The organism is Bifidobacterium catenulatum DSM 16992 = JCM 1194 = LMG 11043 (assembly GCF_001025195.1).
GTDB lineage: Bacteria > Actinomycetota > Actinomycetes > Actinomycetales > Bifidobacteriaceae > Bifidobacterium > Bifidobacterium catenulatum.
In genome coordinates this window covers 729,440-747,346 of sequence record NZ_AP012325.1, presented here as the reverse complement: position 1 = coordinate 747,346, position 17,907 = coordinate 729,440, and the positions used below count along the sequence as shown (strand labels likewise).

General features: G+C 57.1%; 14 protein-coding genes. 7 read left to right on the top strand and 7 right to left on the bottom strand.

Features of this window, described 5'->3' with window-relative positions:
- The first annotated feature begins 49 nt into the window (after positions 1-49).
- Positions 50-796 carry a response regulator gene (locus BBCT_RS03125; protein ID WP_003836609.1) on the top strand — a complete coding sequence of 249 codons (747 nt, stop codon included), beginning with the start codon at positions 50-52 and terminating at the stop codon, positions 794-796.
- 91 nt (positions 797-887) lie between these two features.
- Here BBCT_RS03125 and BBCT_RS03120 read toward each other — a convergent pair whose 3' ends face one another.
- From BBCT_RS03120 to BBCT_RS03090, 7 genes are all read right to left on the bottom strand, one after another.
- The gene (locus BBCT_RS03120) at positions 888-3,530 is read right to left on the bottom strand and encodes an ABC transporter permease (RefSeq protein ID WP_003836607.1); all 2,643 of its coding nucleotides are present in this window, start codon (positions 3,528-3,530) and stop codon (positions 888-890) included.
- Positions 3,531-3,571: 41 nt separating this feature from the next.
- Positions 3,572-4,363: an ABC transporter ATP-binding protein gene (locus BBCT_RS03115; RefSeq protein ID WP_003836606.1), complete on the bottom strand. Its 792-nt coding sequence runs from the start codon at positions 4,361-4,363 to the stop codon at positions 3,572-3,574.
- A gap of 132 nt (positions 4,364-4,495) precedes the next feature.
- The gene (locus tag BBCT_RS03110) at positions 4,496-5,536 is read right to left on the bottom strand and encodes an Lrp/AsnC family transcriptional regulator (protein ID WP_003836603.1); all 1,041 of its coding nucleotides are present in this window, start codon (positions 5,534-5,536) and stop codon (positions 4,496-4,498) included.
- Complete coding sequence (locus BBCT_RS03105) at positions 5,524-6,342, bottom strand: energy-coupling factor transporter transmembrane component T family protein (protein WP_003836602.1); 819 nt, start codon at positions 6,340-6,342, stop codon at positions 5,524-5,526. The genes BBCT_RS03110 and BBCT_RS03105 overlap by 13 nt, the downstream gene beginning before the upstream one ends.
- Entirely contained in the window at positions 6,342-7,949 is a 1,608-nt protein-coding gene (locus tag BBCT_RS03100; protein ID WP_003836600.1) for an ABC transporter ATP-binding protein, read from the bottom strand. The genes BBCT_RS03105 and BBCT_RS03100 overlap by 1 nt, the downstream gene beginning before the upstream one ends.
- A gap of 122 nt (positions 7,950-8,071) precedes the next feature.
- Positions 8,072-8,623, bottom strand: a complete 552-nt coding sequence (locus BBCT_RS03095) for an ECF transporter S component (RefSeq protein WP_034248241.1) — start codon at positions 8,621-8,623, stop codon at positions 8,072-8,074.
- A gap of 259 nt (positions 8,624-8,882) precedes the next feature.
- Positions 8,883-10,196 carry an O-acetylhomoserine aminocarboxypropyltransferase/cysteine synthase family protein gene (locus tag BBCT_RS03090; RefSeq protein WP_003836594.1) on the bottom strand — a complete coding sequence of 438 codons (1,314 nt, stop codon included), beginning with the start codon at positions 10,194-10,196 and terminating at the stop codon, positions 8,883-8,885.
- Between the two features lie 330 nt (positions 10,197-10,526).
- Here BBCT_RS03090 and BBCT_RS03085 point away from each other — a divergent pair, with 330 nt between their 5' ends.
- The 6 genes from BBCT_RS03085 (at position 10,527) to BBCT_RS03060 (ending at position 17,905) form a co-directional block, all read left to right on the top strand.
- Positions 10,527-11,402, top strand: a complete 876-nt coding sequence (locus tag BBCT_RS03085) for a pyridoxamine kinase (RefSeq protein WP_003836592.1) — start codon at positions 10,527-10,529, stop codon at positions 11,400-11,402.
- A gap of 172 nt (positions 11,403-11,574) precedes the next feature.
- Positions 11,575-12,027: a YraN family protein gene (locus BBCT_RS03080; RefSeq protein WP_003836587.1), complete on the top strand. Its 453-nt coding sequence runs from the start codon at positions 11,575-11,577 to the stop codon at positions 12,025-12,027.
- Entirely contained in the window at positions 12,027-13,556 is a 1,530-nt protein-coding gene (locus tag BBCT_RS03075) for a YifB family Mg chelatase-like AAA ATPase (protein ID WP_003836586.1), read from the top strand. Before BBCT_RS03080 ends, BBCT_RS03075 begins: the two co-directional genes overlap by 1 nt.
- Positions 13,553-14,920 carry a DNA-processing protein DprA gene (dprA, locus tag BBCT_RS03070; protein ID WP_003836584.1) on the top strand — a complete coding sequence of 456 codons (1,368 nt, stop codon included), beginning with the start codon at positions 13,553-13,555 and terminating at the stop codon, positions 14,918-14,920. Before BBCT_RS03075 ends, dprA begins: the two co-directional genes overlap by 4 nt.
- Before the next feature lie 124 nt (positions 14,921-15,044).
- Complete coding sequence (locus BBCT_RS03065) at positions 15,045-16,907, top strand: FAD-binding protein (protein WP_003836583.1); 1,863 nt, start codon at positions 15,045-15,047, stop codon at positions 16,905-16,907.
- Between the two features lie 59 nt (positions 16,908-16,966).
- Positions 16,967-17,905, top strand: a complete 939-nt coding sequence (locus tag BBCT_RS03060) for a succinate dehydrogenase/fumarate reductase iron-sulfur subunit (protein WP_003836581.1) — start codon at positions 16,967-16,969, stop codon at positions 17,903-17,905.
- Positions 17,906-17,907: the final 2 nt, after the last annotated feature.

The following is a 17,907-nucleotide window of genomic DNA, read 5'->3' as shown; positions in this document are numbered from 1 at the left end:
AGGGTTTGTTTCGCGCTGTGAGCGGAACAATGCCGATAAGGTGGAGAGTATGAGTAAAGAACAGAAGATTCGTGTGGTCATTGCCGATGATCAGGAATTGGTACGTGCCGGTTTCGCCATGGTGATCGGCTCCCAACCTGATATGGCGGTCGCGGCACAGGCTCGCGATGGCGCGGAAGCCTTGGCGTTGGCGGAAACGCTGCATCCTGACGTGGTGTTGATGGATGTGCGTATGCCTGGCATGGATGGTATCGAGGCGACTCGGCAGATCAGTGCGTTGCAGCATCGCTTCGCTGCCGATGGAACGCAATCAGAAGTCGCCCGTACCAAAGTGATTATTTTGACGACATTCGATTTGGATGAATATGTTATGGCTGCAATCACTGCCGGAGCTTCCGGTTTTCTGCTGAAAGATACGGAACCGGAAACGTTGTTGAATTCGATTCGCACGGTTTTTCAAGGTAATGCGATTATCGCACCGTCCGCCACGAAACGTCTTATCGAGAAAATGATGGAAGGCGATTTCATGGCTGCGAATGTTGGCGCACATGGAAATTCCACTGCTTCTTCCACTTCTGATTCGACGTACACCGATCCGGAATTAGATGAACTGACCGATCGCGAGCGCGAAGTGCTTATTGAGATCGCGCATGGATTGTCGAATCAGGAGATTGCCGACAAGCTTTTCATCAGCCTGCCAACGGTGAAAACGCATGTGGCTCATATTCTGGCGAAGATCAATGCGCGTGACCGTGTGCAGGCGGTGGTGTTCGCTTACGAAAACCATTTGGTCTGATTGATTTGTTGTTTTGCGTATGCATGATACGCAAAAAGGACTCCTACCATGTTTGTGGCAGGAGTCCTTTTCGTTATGTTTGCTATGAAGCTTAGGCTTCGGCGAGCGCCTCAACAGGAGGCGTGCTCACTGCCCTGCGTGCGGGGAATACGCTGGCGAGCAATGCTGCCACGGCTGCCACGGCGAGTACGATGCCGTTAATGCCCCATTCGAACGGGAACACCACTTTGCCGTACATACTGAACACCACGTATGCGCCCAGCCAGCCGAACAGGGTGCCAAGTAGTACGCCCGCGATGCCGGATACCAGCGAGATGAGCAGGGCTTCCACCGCCAGGGAGCGTCGCAACTGGCCTCGAGTCATGCCGATGGCACGCAGTGTGGCGGATTCTCGGGTGCGTTCGATCACTGACAGCGACAGCGTGTTGGCTACGCCGACAAGTGCGATGAGCACGGCCACGGCGATCAATCCCACCAGAAGCATCATCATGGAGTCGATCATGTTCGCCCATACGATGCGTTCGGCGATCGGTCCGGTCACTGTCGCGCCAGTGCTCTTTTCCAATGCGGCCTGCATGTCGTTGTAGATGCCGTCGACGGAAACTCCCGACTTGTCAGTATCTGCTTTGACCAGCAACACATGGGTGGCAGCATCAAGGTCACCATTGGTGAAATGGCTTTCATCCACGAATCCGACAGCTCCATACTGTGCGGATACGCGACGGTAGTCAGCTTGGTTTGCTTGCAATGTCAGCGAACGCGTAGTGACGCCGTCCTGGTTCCATTCGGTAGAGAAATCAGCCGTGCCATTGGCGAACTGCAGCTCCTTGCCGGTTTGCGCATTGTATGTTGGCATGAGAACGCTATCACTGTCGATGGAGGCGTTACCCAAGTTGGCACGCATGACCCGCTTGACCTGATCGATGTTCTTCACACCGACCAGCAATGCGGACGTAGGCCGGGTTCCATCCGCTTTCTCCAAGGTCACGGAAACCGCCGGCGCATACAACATGTCGGACACGCCGTTGATGTCGGCTACATCCTTGGCCATTTGCTGGCTGATGCCATCGCCCATAGCCACGATGTCGACGCTATAACGGGTGGCGAGCGCACCATTCATAGTCTCTTTGGCGCTAGCGGCACCGGTTGCGATGGTGGAAACCAAGGTGACACCGATGAGCAGAGCAGCACCGGTTGCTGCGATGCGTCGCGGATTCTTCTGAATGTTGGCGTGCGCAACCGTTGCGGAAGGGCCTGTCAGTGAGGCCAACGATCCAACGCCCTTCATGAGGGTCGGCATCCAGAACACCGCGGTGATCACCATGCCGAGGAACACCAGTGCGGCGCCGGCGATGGCTATGAGCAGAATCATCGTGAATTGATCGCTGTTCGCTTCCTCGCCGCCATTGGTGGCTTGTACCTGCCAGATGGAAAATACTGCCATGGCGATACCGACCACCACCATCAGAATACCGATTATGGCTCGAGTGAGGCTGGAATGACGGTTGTCGGTCAGTTCAATCGGGCGCAATGCCTCCAATGGCGTCACCGCAGTAGCGGAACGTGCGGATCCCAAGGATGCGAGCACCGTCACCACAATACCGAAGAGAATAGGTACGACGGCGGCCTGCCAAGAGAAATTGAATCGCATACCCTCTTGCATGATGTCACTGACGCACATGCCCCACATGAGCAGACTGCCCAGCACCACGCCAAGCACGGATGCAACGAAGCCAAGCACTGCCGCCTCGAACAGCACGGAACCATACAGCTGGCCTTTCTTCGCGCCGATGGTGCGCAGCAAGGCGAGTGTGCGGCGGCGTTGCGCCACGAGCACTTGGAACGTGTTGGCGATCACCAGTGCCGCCACGAACATGGCAAGCACGCCAAAGCACATGAGGAATGTGGTGACGATGTTGGTTTGGTTGCCGCTTAAGGATTTGATGCTTTCGTCACTGACCTGCTGTCGCGGCATCAAATCGAAATGCTTTGGCAGCAACGCTTTCACACTGTTGATGGTTTTTGCGGATGCGCTGTTTCCATCCAAGGCAAGGTCGAGATATACCGTTGTTGTTCCGGTGGTGTTGAAATCGTCCGTTCCCTGCATTGCGGCAAGCAGATTGTTGGATCCTACAATCGCGCCACCATAGTACGAGTAAGCGCCGTTCGGATCGGAGGTGAGTCCGACCACGCGCACGTTGTCCGCTTTGGCTTTGCCATCGGTGCCTACCGCATATTGGGAGGTCAGGCTTACAGTGTCGCCAATGCCGACGTTCAGCTGTTTCGCCATGTCTTCCGGCAGTGCGACTTCGTTGGAGTCCTTCGGCTGGTCCCCTTCCGTAATATTCACGGGAAGCATGTTCTTCTGTGCCGCGGTGGAGATGATCTCACCGCTGATGGTGCTGTCTCCCTTGGAAACGCTGGCGCCGGTTTCCACCGAAGCGCGGACGCCGTCGACTCCTTCGATGCCGGCGATCTGGTCGAGATGGAAGTCGCCGACAGTGCTGGAGTACGCTTCGTTGAGTTCCTCATCACTCAGGTCGGAGCTGTTGACGGTCACCGCATAGTTGGCGTTTCCGAACATAGCGGTCAGCCGCCGTGTCAGGGAGTCGTTCATGGCATTGCCGAACAGGAAGGTGCTGGCGATGAACGCCGTGCCGATCATGATGGCGATGCCTGCGGGTATGAGCATGCGCTTGGTTTTTCGCATGAGTTTCAAAGTGATGGACCACATGGTGAATTCTGTTCCCTTCTTCGAATGCTTCTACAGTGCGTTTAGTGGGAATGTCTCACGGAAGCCACATTCATTGTGGCGGCTTCGCGTTCCTTCATCAACAGTTCACTCATCTGGTCTGCTGTCGGCTTGTTCACGTCCGCCACAATCTGGCCGTCGGCAAACACGAGCGCACGGTCGGCGTAAGACGCGGCGACCGCATCATGCGTGACCATGATGATGGTTTGGCCAAGTTCGTTGACGGAACGTTTCAGGAAGCTCAGCACTTCGGCGCTTGATACGGAGTCAAGATTGCCGGTGGGCTCGTCTGCGAATACTAGTTTCGGCTTGGTGATCAATGCTCGTGCGATGGCCACACGCTGCTGTTGACCTCCCGATAGTTCGTTCGGACGATGATTGAGACGTTCCTTAAGGCCAAGCGTTTCCACCAGCAGACGCAACCACTGTCGGTCGGGTTTCGCTCCAGCCAAGGTCAATGGCATGAGAATGTTCTGTTCGGCGGTGAACATCGGCAGCAGGTTGAAGCTTTGGAAGATGAATCCGATGTCGCGGCGGCGCAGCAACGTAAGCTGGTTGTCGTTCATGTGCGTCAGATCGTCGCCATTGAATATGATGTGCCCGCCGGTTGCGGAATCCAGTCCTGCCAACGTGTGCATCAACGTGGATTTGCCGGAACCGGAAGGTCCCATAATCGCCGTGAATTTTCCTTTTTCAAAAGCGACGTTGACGCCACGCAACGCATGCACCGTGTTATTCCCGGAACCGTAGTCCTTCACAAGATCCACGGCTGCAATGGCCGTATTGGTAGCTTTGATGGTGTCCCTGATATCCATGCTGTCATTCCTTTCTTTGGATTACCTCCAAAATTACGGAAAAACAGCTGATTCGAATATCATGCGTTGGTCTGAATTATCATCTCATCCTTGAGAATGAGCAAAGACGGGGCGCATAATACCATTGATCCATCAATCGTCGAGAAGCACGCCGTCGCGGGGAGGCTCAAGCCAATACGACTCTTTTTCCACGCTGACGGTGGATGCCCACCAGGTCTGTTCCACGCCTGGCAGCGAGCGAATGGATTCGTCTACCACACGCCACAGATCCCCGTCATCTCCGGCGATGATTTCGATGAGGTAGTCGGCTCCGTTCAATCCGACGCCGCTCATCGCGTACGTCACTTCATCGATTTCCAACAGTTGTTCGGCATCAAGCCGATACGGCGGCTTCACACCGATGCCGAGAAATGCTTGGCGGAATCCGCCTAAACGCATGGGGCTGACCGTGGCCATAATGCGCATCACACCGGAATCCTCCAGTTTTTTGACGCGCCCACGAATCGCGGTGTGCGTCACGCCAAGATGCTCCCCTAGCGTGGCGTAGCTTGCCCTGCCGTCTTTCTGTAATTCGTTGAACGTGTGCACGAATCGCGAGTCCAACCGATGCACGGGAATATCGGTGCCGACGCTGGCCTCACGTTTGGTCATGAATCCAGTTTCGCCGCGTTCGGCCAGCAGACGGTTGACCACGCTGACATTATGGTCGTCAAGCACCAATCGACCGCAGGAGAACACTTGCAGACGGGTCAATCCGGGCAGTGCGCGCAAATCGTACTTCAGGAAATGGTCCATACCTTCGGCTGAATACACCACGGCTTCGGCAATGATGTCGGCATCGCCCAACGCGCAGACCACATAGGTGACCTGAGGCATGGCTTTGAGCATGGCGAGTGCCTCGTTGCGATTGCCGTTGATGCGCAGTCCCACAAGCACCTGACTGTAATTTCCAAGACTCAACGGATTGCATACGGGCACAATGGTCATGATGCCCGCTTCGGTGAGCCGTTTGTAGCTTTCCGTCGCCGCATATACGGAAATGCCGATTTTATCGGCAAGCGCCTGCATGGTCATACGTCCGTTGCATTGCAGCGCCGATACCACCTTCAAATCACGTGCGGTGATTGTAGTACGCTCCTCATCCTGCGTCATCACACCCCCTATGACAGCCATGTCATCAACCACACGCTGCCTGCGGTGGCGGCGATGGTAATCACGAGAATAATCCAGTCGGCAATTCTCATCGTAAGGTTGACCCGATATGTGCGTTTCACGCCGTTCCGATTCAGGTTGAGTCCACGCGATTCCATGGCCCAGCCCACGCTTTGGCTCATTTTGTAGGCGCGAATCAATACGGCGATAATGATCGGCAGATACGATTTGAACCGGTCTACGAGACGTACGAATATGTTGCGTTTTTTACCTGCCGCATTGACTTTGCCGCTCAGATCAAGCCCTCGCGCACGCTGCGCTTCGGACACGGATTGGAAGATGGAGAAGAACACGGGAATATACCGTAACGCGGTTGCCAGGGTGAGCCCGGCCTTGTAGGGCACACCGAGCGAGGTAAGGCCACGAACCAGTTTGGTCTGGCTGGTGGTGAACAGCGTGATGAAGCATGCAAAGCCGAGCGCTGGAATGCGCAGACCCATCACTGCCGCCATGAGCAGGTTCTCCTGCGTGAGACGCAGCCATCCCCACTGCCAGAGCACGTGCGTTCCACTCTGGTCGAAGACCGGCCAAAGCACCACAATGAACACGATGAGCACGGCGAGGATCTTCCACACCCATCCAATGCGTTCGGCGGGCACACGGTCGGTGGCGAGCATCACATGTTCGAGAATGAGGATGCCGAGGATGAACGCCCAGTTACGCCATACGAGGCAAAGGGCCAGCATGACGATGGAGATGAGGAATTTGACGCGCGGATCGGTGCGATGCAACCATCCGTCGCCTGGCACATACAGGTCGGCATCCATCAGCGTTCCTCCTTGTCACATTCATCCTTGGCGATTTTCAACAATACGTGGGTCGCTGATACCGGACCGCGCACCTTGTGCGGTTGCCGCGCCTGTCGCGCGGGCGATTGTTGTGCTTCCTGCGATTTGTCGATCGGCCCATATTGCGCAACATGACCGTCTTCCAATTCGAGCACGTGCGTGCAATATCGATATACGGCACGCATGTCATGGCTGATCATGATGACGGTGACGCCATGCCGGTTGAGTCTTTCCACGGTTCCAAGGAATCGTGATGCGAGACGATGGTCGAGACCTGCCGTAGGTTCGTCGAGCACGAGTATCGGCGTGCGCATGGCGATCACCGAAGACAATGCCACCGCACGTCGTTCGCCATAGCCAAGCGTGGCCGGTGAAACGTCCTCATACCGGTGCAGGTCGAACAATGTCATCATTCCGTCGACACGTTTGAACACGGTGGCCGCATCAAGTCCGAGCGCGGTCGGACCGAACGCGATCTCCTCTTTGGTGCTGGAACAGAAGATCTGATGGTCAGGATTTTGGAATACGAATCCGACGTGCGCGGCCATTTCGCCCACGCTATGCTTCGATACGTCGAGCCCATCCACATTCACGATTCCCTGTGTGGGTTGGATCAGCCCGTTCAGATGCTTGGCGAGCGTGGTCTTGCCTGACCCGTTGCGCCCGATAAGTCCCACGAAGGCGCCCTGTTCGATATCCAGACTGATATCATCCAATGCGGGAGACGCATTGCCGCCCTGTCCATAGCGGTGCGTCACATGGTCCAGACTGATGATCGTATGCTTCGGCTTGCCGTCGTTCCTTACCGGCAACGCCTTGATGACGGGGGATGGTCCGTCACTCACCTGCACGCCGGAGGATTCCAACAGTCTACGTTCCCGGGTAAATAGGCTGGCGTCTCCATTACGCACCACTTCACCGTTGACCATGAACAGCACCTGATCGGCCCAGTAGGCGATGTGTTCGGTGTCCTGCCCGGCCATGATCACCGTCATGGAACGGGTTTGGCGAATACGTTCGAGCGCGTCGAACACTTCCTGCTTGCCTTCGGGGTCGAGAGCCGCGGTGGGTTCGTCAAGAACAAGCACATCGGGTTCCGCTGCAAGCGCGGCGGCGATGGCCACGCGCTGCATCTGGCCTCCCGACAGGCTGGTCGGTACACGTTTGCGGTATCCGGCCATGCCGACCAAGTCGAGCATGATGTCGATCTGCTTGTCGATGATGTTCGGGGCTACTCCGCGGTTTTCCAGCGGGAAAGCGATCTCATCCTCGACACTCGAGCAGAACAGCTGCGCCTCCGGATCCTGTTGCACATAGCCGACGCGCTCCGACAGTGCTGAGACGGAGTGCCTGCTCGTATTCATGCCGTTGACCTCCACGACACCGCTCATGGTGCCGTCGGCCAGGTTCGGAATGATACCGGCCAATGCCATGCATAGCGTGGATTTGCCCGCTCCGGTCGGTCCGATGATACCGACGAAGGATCCGGACCGGATGTCGAAACTGACGTGCTTGAGGCTTTCCACCGGCTTGCCCCCGTCGGTCAGTGGCGCGTACTTCCACCCTAAGTCGCGAACCGTAATCATGACGTCCACCCCGTGCTTTCACGCATTTTTTCCGCAGCCGACAACCGCATTTCACAATAAAACCCGTGGAATCGCCTTTCATCGGCAAATCCACGGGCCTGCCTTCACATGATATTAATGTATCACTCCCCCGCCTTAATACCGAGGTTGCCCAAACGTACCAGCGGCGGATAGGCCTGACGGACGGCGGTGAACAGCGCGAAGCCCACAATCAGACCCACCACCATCTGGAAGGAGTTGCCCGCGATCTCGCCCAACGCCGGACCGAATCCAGAAAGGATTCCGCCTGCGATGAAATAGCCGAACACCTTCCATACGCCTGCGATCACCGAGCCGATGATGATGTTCGCCGGATTGAATTTCTTGACGAGCAAGCCCACGAGCACGGCCTGCAGGCCATCGATGACGAACGTGAAGATGGCCCACTGCGGATAACCGGAGATCAAATCGCTCAACGCCGGGCCAAGACCGCCGATAATGCCGCCCACCCACGGTCCGAACGCATACGCGCTGAAATAGATCATGGTGTCGGACAGGTTGAGGTAGCCACGGATCGGGGTCGGGATCTTCACGAGCATGGTCAGCACCGTGGTGACCGCGGTCATAATGGCGATCAGCGGAATGGTATTGACCTGCAACGCCTTTTTGATATCGTTCTTGACTTCTTGGGCCATGATCTCTTCTCTCTTTACATTATTCTCAATATCATCAGTAATGCTTGTATTTTTGAAAGAATCCAATGTTTTTTTCTTTCAAAGAAAAGAATTGAGATATTGCTTTTCGGAACAATCGCAAATTCTATACCAGCTGTAATACATTGAGATGACATCACTTGCAGATACGACGAAACGGTCTGCGACGCCGCCCTTCTTTTCGGCGTCGCAGACCGTTTCATTTGTTTAGGATGGCGTTATTTCGCCGATCCGATTCGTTTCACTTGGCGAGGCCAGATTCACGCAGAGCCGTGAAACCACCCTTGAGATCGTCGAGGATGTCTTCGATGTTCTCGGTGCCGATGGACAGGCGGATAGTGCCTTGGTGGATGCCCTGATCCTCGAGCTCCTCCACTGTCTCCTGGGAGTGCGTGGTAGAGGCCGGGTGAATCACGAGGCTCTTGGCGTCGGCCACGTTGGCCAACAGGCTGAACAGGTGCAGGTTGTCGATGAACACGCGTGCCGCGTCCTTGCCGCCCTTGATGTCGAAGGTGAAGATGGAGCCACCACCATTCGGGAAGTACTTCTTGTACAGCTCGTTGTCCTTGCGGCCTTCGATGGACGGGTGGGAGATGGACTCGACTTCCGGAACGGTCTTCAGGTAATCGATGACCTTCAGCGCGTTCTCAACGTGACGCTCGACGCGCAGCGACAGGGTTTCGGTGCCCTGCAGCAGCAGGAATGCGGCGAACGGAGACAGGGTGGCACCGGTGTCGCGCAGCAGGATGGCGCGGATGCGGGTCACGAACGCGGATCCGCCCAGGGCCTCGTAGAAGTTCAATCCGTGATAGGACGGATCCGGCTCGGTCAGGGTCGGGAACTTGCCCGGCACTTCGGCCCAGTTGAAGTTGCCGCCTTCCACGATCACACCGCCGAGGGTGGTGCCGTGGCCGCCGATGAACTTGGTTGCGGATTCGACCACGACATCAGCGCCGTGCTCCAGCGGGCGGAACAGGTACGGGGTGGCGAAGGTGTTGTCGACGATCACCGGCAGATGATGCTTGTGGGCGATGGCGGTGATGGCTTCGAAGTCCGGCAGGTCGGCGTTCGGATTGCCGAAGGTCTCGAAGTAGACGAGCTTAGTGTTCTCCTGGATGGCGTCCTCGAACTCCTGCGGATTCTCGGCGGAGACGAAGGTGGTGGTGATGCCGTCACGCGGCAGGGTGTGACGCAGCAGGTTGAAGGTGCCACCGTAGATGTTCTTGGCGGCGACGATGTGATCGCCGGACTGGGTGATGTTGCGCACCGCGTATTCGACCGCGGCTGCGCCGGATGCGACGGCCAGACCTGCGGTACCGCCTTCGAGGGCTGCAATGCGGTCTTCGAACACGCTTTGGGTGGAGTTGGTCAGGCGGCCGTAGATGTTGCCTGGATCCGCCAGTCCGAAACGGGCCTCGGCGTGGTCAAAATTATGGAACACGTAGCTGGTGGTCTGGTAGATCGGCACCGCGCGGGAATCGGTTGCCGGATCGGCCTGCTCCTGGCCGACGTGAAGCTGCAGGGTTTCGAAGCGGTAGTTCTTGGAATCTGCCATGGTTTCTGCTCCTTGTGTGGAATGGTTCGCTGCCTGTCTTGCTGGCCACCCGCCTTGCCGTGTGTGGCGGCTGGTCAGGTGTTGGTAGCGACAATAATCCGGCCGCGCTCCGCAATGCAAGCCAAACGTTATCGCACTTGCCTATATCCCTTTATAAACCGTTGGAATCATTGCCATTCATGCTCTATAAAACCGTTCTGACAACCGTCTGAAAATCTGCGACACGCCGGCAAACGGCACTGCGGTGATACACCGTACGAAGCATCGTGGCTCCGAAGTCAGACAGGCGGCTAAAGTCGTGGTCAGACAATCGCAAGAGAGGGTTTCAACATGGATGACGTGATTCTGTATGATCGCGATCCGCATTACATTCCGCGCGTTGCGGCGGTGCATGACATGTGCGGATACGGCAATTGCTCGCTGACGGCGGCCATTCCGATCCTGTCGGCGGCCGGATGCGACGTATGTCCGGTGCCGACCGCGCTATTTTCGGCACACACGCGCTACAGCGTATTCACCTTCCACGATACGACCGAGATTTTGGACGGTTATCTGGACGCATGGCGCAAGGAAAACGTCGATTTGGACGGCGTGTATTCCGGTTTCCTTGGCTCCGCCGAACAGGTTGCGATCATCAAACGCCTGTATTCGCAATATCCGCATGCCTTGCGTTTAGTGGATCCGGTAATGGGAGATGGAGGCGAAATCTACGCCACATACACGCCGGAACTCTGCGAAGCTATGGGCACGCTGGTGGATGGCGCCGACGTGCTGATGCCGAATTTGACGGAAGCATCCATATTGACGAAACGCACATATCCAGGGCGCGATCTGAGCGATGCCGAAGTAGATGACATGATTGACGCATTGCTTGATTTGGGTGCGAAAAACGTGGTTTTGAAAGGCATCGATCATGACGATGGTACGATTCGCAATTATGTTGCCTCAGCTGATTCGGGGGCTTCCGGCAAGCAGGAGCTTGCGCACAGCAAGCTGCCGTTCATGACGCATGGTACCGGCGACGCGTTCGCTTCCGCACTCTGTGGTGCACTGATGGCGGGCAGGCCGTTAGCCGAATCGGCGCATATCGCAGGCGAGTTTGTGCGTCATGCCATGGAAAACACGCAGTATCAGCCGCATCATGATGAACGTGGCGTGAGCTTTGAACTGAATCTTGACGAGCTGACGCAGCTGGTCCGTCACTGAGCATTCCGATCGCATACGGTTTCGGACGTTCCATAGCCATTGGCCCCGTGGAGCAATGTGAATAACGGCAAGTTATCCACCGACTATCCCAAACACGCCCGAAACCGCATCCTTTATCCACATTTGCCGTTCACGCTTGCTTCACGCCGGTTCTTTCTGCTGGACTTGAACCATGAACGGCAATACAACACATGACGTTCCGACCGCAATGCAGCGTTCGGAACAGCTTCTTGATTCCATCGCACAGCGATTGCATGATGGTACTCTGTGCGCACGGCAGCTCGGAGAACTCGGCGAGCAATATGCGGCCGCATGGCTGGAAAGCCAAGGCTGGCAGACGCTCGACCGCAATTGGCACTGCCGGTATGGCGAACTCGACATCGTCTCACGCGACGATGCGGGAATCATCGTCTTCGTCGAAGTCAAAACCAGGCGGACGCTCCGCTACGGCACTCCGCAGGAAGCCGTAACGTCATCCAAACAGATCAACCTGCGCCATGCGGCCGTGCAATGGCTGTCGGACAGCGACCATCGCACACCACATAACGGCGTACGCTTCGACGTCATCACCGTCATCGTACGTAGCGGCAAGCCGCTTATGCACCATATCGAAGGAGCGTTCTGATGGCTATCGGCAGCGCACTTTCCGTGGGACTGATCGGACTGAAAGCCTTCATCATCCAAATCCAGGCGTTCGTCTCCCCCGGACTTCCTTACTTCTCCATCATCGGGCTTCCCGACACCTCGCTTTCCGAAGCGAGGGAACGTGTCAAATCCGCATGCCAAGCTAGCGGCGCAAAATGGCCGGAGACACGAGTTACGGTCAATCTTTCGCCGGCATCCATGCCCAAACGCGGTTCCTCTCATGATCTGGCGATCGCAGCGAGCGTACTCAGCGCATCTGGAACGATACCCCACGATTGCCTGAACGACACCGTCGTGCTCGGGGAAGTGAATCTCGACGGCACGGTGCTTCCCATCAACGGCCTACTGCCGATTCTGTTGCATGCACGCGATCAAGGCGTCTGCAAGGTGATCGTGCCTCATGCCAATCTGGATGAAGCCACCCTCGTGCCCGACGTCAACGCCATCGGCGTGCGCCACGTGGGCGAATTGATCGAACTGATGGGAGGCGCCACAAAGTACGAGATTCCCGATCTGATCAGGGACGTGAACCCCAACGACGGCACCATGTCGATATGCCCTCCTCCGGGAGACATGAATGAGGTCATGGGGCAGGAAACGGCCAAATGGGCGTTGGAGGTGGCGTCCGCAGGCGGGCACCATCTGATGATGACCGGCCCTCCCGGCACCGGCAAAACTATGCTTGCCTCTCGCATTCCCGGCATTATGAGCCCGTTAAGCGAATCGGAACAGCTGGAAGTCGCATCGATCCGCTCCCTATGCGGCACATTGCCCAGCTATGGCATCAGCGACATTCCACCATTCGAAGCGCCGCACCATACCGCATCCACCGCGTCCCTGGTCGGCGGTGGCGCAGGGTTGGCGCAGCCAGGCGCGATCACACGAGCGCACCGAGGCATTCTGTTCATGGACGAGGCACCCGAATTCTCGGCACGCACACTGCAAACATTGCGCGAACCCTTGGAATCCGGGTACGTGGCAATATCGCGCGCGAAAGGCACAACCTATTATCCAGCGAGATTCCAACTGATCATGGCGGCCAATCCCTGCCCCTGCGGTTACGCCTACGGCAATGGAGAGCGCTGCACATGCAAGGAAAAAGACCGTATCAAATACTTCAGCCGACTGTCCGGTCCGATCCTCGACCGCATCGACATTCAAATCGAAGTGCCTCCCGTGGAACGAATCAATCCGGGAATGACACCTTCCGGCGAATCCAGCCATGCCATTCGCCTGCGAGTCATCGTGGCCAGGCAAACCGCGCAGGAGCGTTTTCGTGAATTCGGGTGGGTCTGCAATGCGCAGGCCACCGGAACATGGCTTCGCGCCAACACGTCCACAAAAGCCATCGAACTGGTGAACCATGCGTTGGCCAGTGAGCGGCTCAGCCTCAGAGGGGCGGACCGTGCCATGCGGCTCGCATGGACCCTGGCCGACCTATCAGGCAAAACCTCTCCGGGACCGGAAGAAATGATGCAGGGAATCTCCATGAGAACGAAGTTGATATGAACGAAAATACGAATACGAACGGCAACACAACCGCCATCGACGACGAGACCCTGGCACGTGCGGTGCTCACCTACTGTCTGGACAGCGCCGACGCAATGATGTATGCGCTGATCAAAGGCATCGGATCAGCCACGCACACCTTGCAACTACTCGCCGACAGCGGTCCAGGCAATCACGAAAACGTGGCCACAGCCGCTTGCAAAACCCTGGATGCGGCGTTCATCAACGGCATCACGCGTTGGGGACGCAGCATCAACTCCAGAGGTATGGCCTCATTCCACGGTGCGATGGTCTCCTGGCAGCATCGTTTGACCACGCTGCCCAGCACAGATCCCGATGAGCTCAAGGACTGGTTCACAGTAGGGGGCACACAGTGGATCGTCGCACCACACCATCCCTGCTGGCCTTCGCAGCTCGCCGACCTCACCATGTATACGGACTGGGCCGCCCCATTATGTCTCTGGGGGCAAGGCAACCCGCAAGCATTGGTATCATGTCCGGAACCGATCGGCGTCGTCGGGTCACGCGGAGTGAGCGAATACGGAAGGCAAAGTGCACACGAGCTCGCCAAACAGGCAGCCCGTGCCGGGCACCTCATAGTATCTGGGGGCGCATTGGGCACCGATGCGGCAGCCCACTGGGGTGCCATCCAAGCCATGGACGAAATCGGGGCTCCCCTCGCAGGCCGCACCGTCGCGGTATTCGCCGGAGGCCTCAACCATATCGGGCCGAAAAGCAACGAACGTCTTTTTGAAACCATCATCAGCCATTCCGGCGCACTGATTTCGGAACTGTGCCCAGGAACCGCTCCGGAAGCCAGACGATTCCTCATTAGAAACCGTTTGATAGCGGCCTTGTCATCCAGCCTCATCGTCGCCCAAGCGCGCGCACGTTCAGGCGCGCTCAACACCGCGGGATGGGCCAACGAACTCAACCGCCGCGTATTCGCAGTGCCAGGAGACGTGACCATGCCACACAACACGGGCTGCAACCGGCTCATTCAAGAAGGACGAGCAAACATCATCTGCTCACTGACCGACATCGATGAATTCTGCCATGCTTCGCACCGACCGCAACCAATCGTCATAGACGGCGAACAGACGGAAAAACCAGCCGACGACGTCCTGCCGGAATCAGACGACACCACCAGAATCATATTGAAAGCCATACGAAAATGCGACGCGAAATATGGCCATGTCTCCACTGACGGGCTGCTCGCCATACTGGCAGAGACCAATCCCGAAGAATATCCGATCTCACGAATCGTGTTGGAACTCGGTGTACTGGAACTCAACGGGCTCATCAGCACGCAACACGGCAACATCACCATCGTCAACGCAAACACCACTCAACAGCGCAACTGACACCGCCAATCGTCACAGCCACCGACGAACAAACACGCAAGAACATGTGAAAACACGCATACGACAACATGCCCGTCATCCAACGAACCACAGCGAGGTCACACCTTGTGCGAAAATCGTTGGTATGAGTCCGAAGCATGTTGAAGATATGTATGATGCAGTAATCGTCGGCGCAGGAGCGGCAGGTCTTTCCGCAGCGTTAGGGATGTTACGAAGCGAACAGATCCAAGAGCTGAAGGAAGCCGGCATCGAACCGAATATTCTGGTGATTTCCAAGCTCCAGCCGTTACGTTCGCACACCGGTTCCGCAGAAGGCGGCATCGCGGCCAGCCTCGGCAATGTCGAACACGACGATTGGCATTGGCACTACTACGACACTGTCAAGGGCGGCGATTGGCTGGTCGATCAGGATGCGGCCGAACTGTTCGCGCAAGAGGCTCCGGCAACGGTCATCGAACTGGAACATGCCGGCGTGGCGTTCTCCCGCACCGAAGACGGACACATCGCACAGCGTCGTTTCGGCGGGCATACCAAGGATTTCGGCAAGGAACCGATTCGCCGAGCCGCATACGCCGCAGACCGCATCGGCCATCAGATCCTCTTCTCGCTGTGGCAGCAGTGCGTGGCGGAAGGCGTCGAATTCGCAGAAGAATGGTATGTGACCGATCTGGTGGTCTCCGAGGATGGCACCAAAGCCGAAGGCGTGGTGGCATTCGACACCCATAAGGGTCAAGTGCACGCCATTCATGCGCACAACGTGCTTCTGGCCACCGGAGGCGCAGGCCGCCTGTTCCACACCACATCCAATTCGTGGGATCTGACCGGCGACGGCATGGCGCTCGCACTACATGCCGGACTGCAGCTGGAAGACAGCGAATTCGTGCAATTCCACCCGACCGGTTTGGCACATACCGGCATTCTGCTGTCGGAAGCGGCCCGCGCAGAAGGTGGCGTGCTCCGTAATGCCGATGGTGAGGCCTTCATGGAAAAGTATGCTCCCGGGCACGCCGATCTGGCCGCGCGAGACGTGGTCAGCCGCTCCATCACCGCTGAAATCGACGCCGGACGTGGCGTGGCGGATCCGAAGGATCCAGATGGCCCGAAGGATTGCGTGTGGCTCGATATGACCGGCATTGATGCCGACCATATGCATGAAGTGTTGCCCCAGGTGGTGGAAACAATCGAAAAGTACGCCGATCTTGACCCGACCAAGGATTATGTGCCGGTCAAACCGACCGCACACTACACCATGGGCGGCATTCCGATCACCACCAACGGCGAAGTGTACCGTTGGATTGACGGCGAACGCGCCATCGTTGGCGGCCTGTTCGCAGCCGGCGAATGCTCGTGTGTATCCGTGCACGGCGCGAACCGTCTTGGCGGCAACTCCCTGCTGGATGCCTGCCTGTTCGGCACTCGTTCCGGCAAGGCGCTTGCGGAACGTATCGCCGCCGCTCCGGTGAATAATCCGATGGCCGAAGCCGATGAAGATGCCGAAGATGGAACAGACGATGTGCAGCAGGCCGCCGATGCGCGTTCCTCTGAATTGAAAGATCTCCTGACGCAGCTTCCTGAAGACGACGAGCACGCTTCAGATAATCCATACCAACTTATGGCCGATTTGGGATCCGTTATGGAAAAAGCGGTCGCCGTGCGCTGCGATGCGAACAGCATCGAGCAGGCGCAATCCGTATTGCGTAGCGATCTGGAAGCCCGCGCCCAGGTTTTGCATGCGCATTCCGATTCCGCCACGTTCAATCAGGAGATCACCGCCATTTGGGAGGTGCGACATCTGCTTGGGCTTGGTTCGACCATGCTTGCGGCATCTGGCGCTCGTCATGAGTCCCGCGGCTCATTGAAACGTCTCGACTTCCCGGAACGTGATGATGAGCAGTTCCTCGCGCATTCCATGGTGAATGCTTCTGGACAGATCTCCTGGCAGCCGGTGCATATTGTGAACATGCCGCCAAAAGCCCGTGAGTACTGAGCCCTCTGGGCACGGTGTATGGCAGACTTGTTGTCGGTTTTTATTGGAAAGGCGAGTAGATGAGCGGTACAGAAAACGGCATGAACACGGTGACGTTGCGGGTCAATAGGTTCACCCCGCGCCCTGAACGTGCCCGCGACCGCGAACGCGGGGGCTCCCCGTTCGCCAAGAAAAGCTCTCCGTTCGGAGATTCCGGCGCGTCGGCGCGCCGCCGTCCCCGCGGCAAGCAGTGGGTGCAGGATTACACGTTGCATGTGCGCCCGGAAGACACGGTGCTTGATTGCCTGTTGAAAATCAAGCGAACCGTCGATCCGACTTTGGCGTTCCGCTATTCCTGCGGTCATGGCATGTGTGGCTCCGATGCAGTGTCCATCAATGGCACGCCGACGCTGCTGTGCACCGCTTCCATCAAGGATTGGGCCAAGCAGCCGAATACCGTATTAGTGGACAATGAGGGATTCCGCCATACCGGAGACGCAGATGCGTCGCTTGCAGATGACGCCGTTTCCGTTTCTTCAGGCGATCTTGGCGTGATCGAGCTCGCTCCCCTGCCGGGTTTCCCCGTGCAGCGTGATCTGATTGCTGATATCGATCAGATGCTCGATCAAATCAGGAAGCTTAAGCCGTATTTGCAGGCCAATAACGAATTAGCCACCACCAAAGACGGAAAAATCAACGCTTTCGAATATCTGCAGAATCCTCAGCAGCTTGCCAAATATGAGCTGCTCACCAATTGCATTGCTTGCGGCACTTGCGAAGGAAGCTGCCCAGTGTACGCTGGAGGCGAGGCGTTCATCGGTCCAGCGGCGTTGATTACCGCGTCCCGCTTCATCAATGATTCGCGAGATGGTCAGGCGAATGCTCGTATGGATGCCATTGATTCCGCGGACGGTATCGCAGCATGTCAGTCAGTTCGCGCCTGCACCCGCGAATGTCCACGTGGCATCGACGTCGGCGAGGAAATCTGGCAACTGATCGCCCAAGTCAAGGAACGCTGAAC

Coding starts and splice junctions, on each gene's coding strand:
- BBCT_RS03080 (WP_003836587.1), top strand. CDS start 11,575: ATGAACGGCAATACAACACATGACGTTCCGACCGCAATGCAGCGTTCG.
- BBCT_RS03120 (WP_003836607.1), bottom strand. CDS start 3,530: ATGTGGTCCATCACTTTGAAACTCATGCGAAAAACCAAGCGCATGCTC.
- BBCT_RS03100 (WP_003836600.1), bottom strand. CDS start 7,949: ATGATTACGGTTCGCGACTTAGGGTGGAAGTACGCGCCACTGACCGAC.
- BBCT_RS03060 (WP_003836581.1), top strand. CDS start 16,967: ATGAGCGGTACAGAAAACGGCATGAACACGGTGACGTTGCGGGTCAAT.
- dprA (WP_003836584.1), top strand. CDS start 13,553: ATGAACGAAAATACGAATACGAACGGCAACACAACCGCCATCGACGAC.
- BBCT_RS03090 (WP_003836594.1), bottom strand. CDS start 10,196: ATGGCAGATTCCAAGAACTACCGCTTCGAAACCCTGCAGCTTCACGTC.
- BBCT_RS03105 (WP_003836602.1), bottom strand. CDS start 6,342: ATGGATGCCGACCTGTATGTGCCAGGCGACGGATGGTTGCATCGCACC.
- BBCT_RS03075 (WP_003836586.1), top strand. CDS start 12,027: ATGGCTATCGGCAGCGCACTTTCCGTGGGACTGATCGGACTGAAAGCC.
- BBCT_RS03095 (WP_034248241.1), bottom strand. CDS start 8,623: ATGGCCCAAGAAGTCAAGAACGATATCAAAAAGGCGTTGCAGGTCAAT.
- BBCT_RS03065 (WP_003836583.1), top strand. CDS start 15,045: ATGAGTCCGAAGCATGTTGAAGATATGTATGATGCAGTAATCGTCGGC.
- BBCT_RS03085 (WP_003836592.1), top strand. CDS start 10,527: ATGGATGACGTGATTCTGTATGATCGCGATCCGCATTACATTCCGCGC.
- BBCT_RS03125 (WP_003836609.1), top strand. CDS start 50: ATGAGTAAAGAACAGAAGATTCGTGTGGTCATTGCCGATGATCAGGAA.
- BBCT_RS03115 (WP_003836606.1), bottom strand. CDS start 4,363: ATGGATATCAGGGACACCATCAAAGCTACCAATACGGCCATTGCAGCC.
- BBCT_RS03110 (WP_003836603.1), bottom strand. CDS start 5,536: ATGGCTGTCATAGGGGGTGTGATGACGCAGGATGAGGAGCGTACTACA.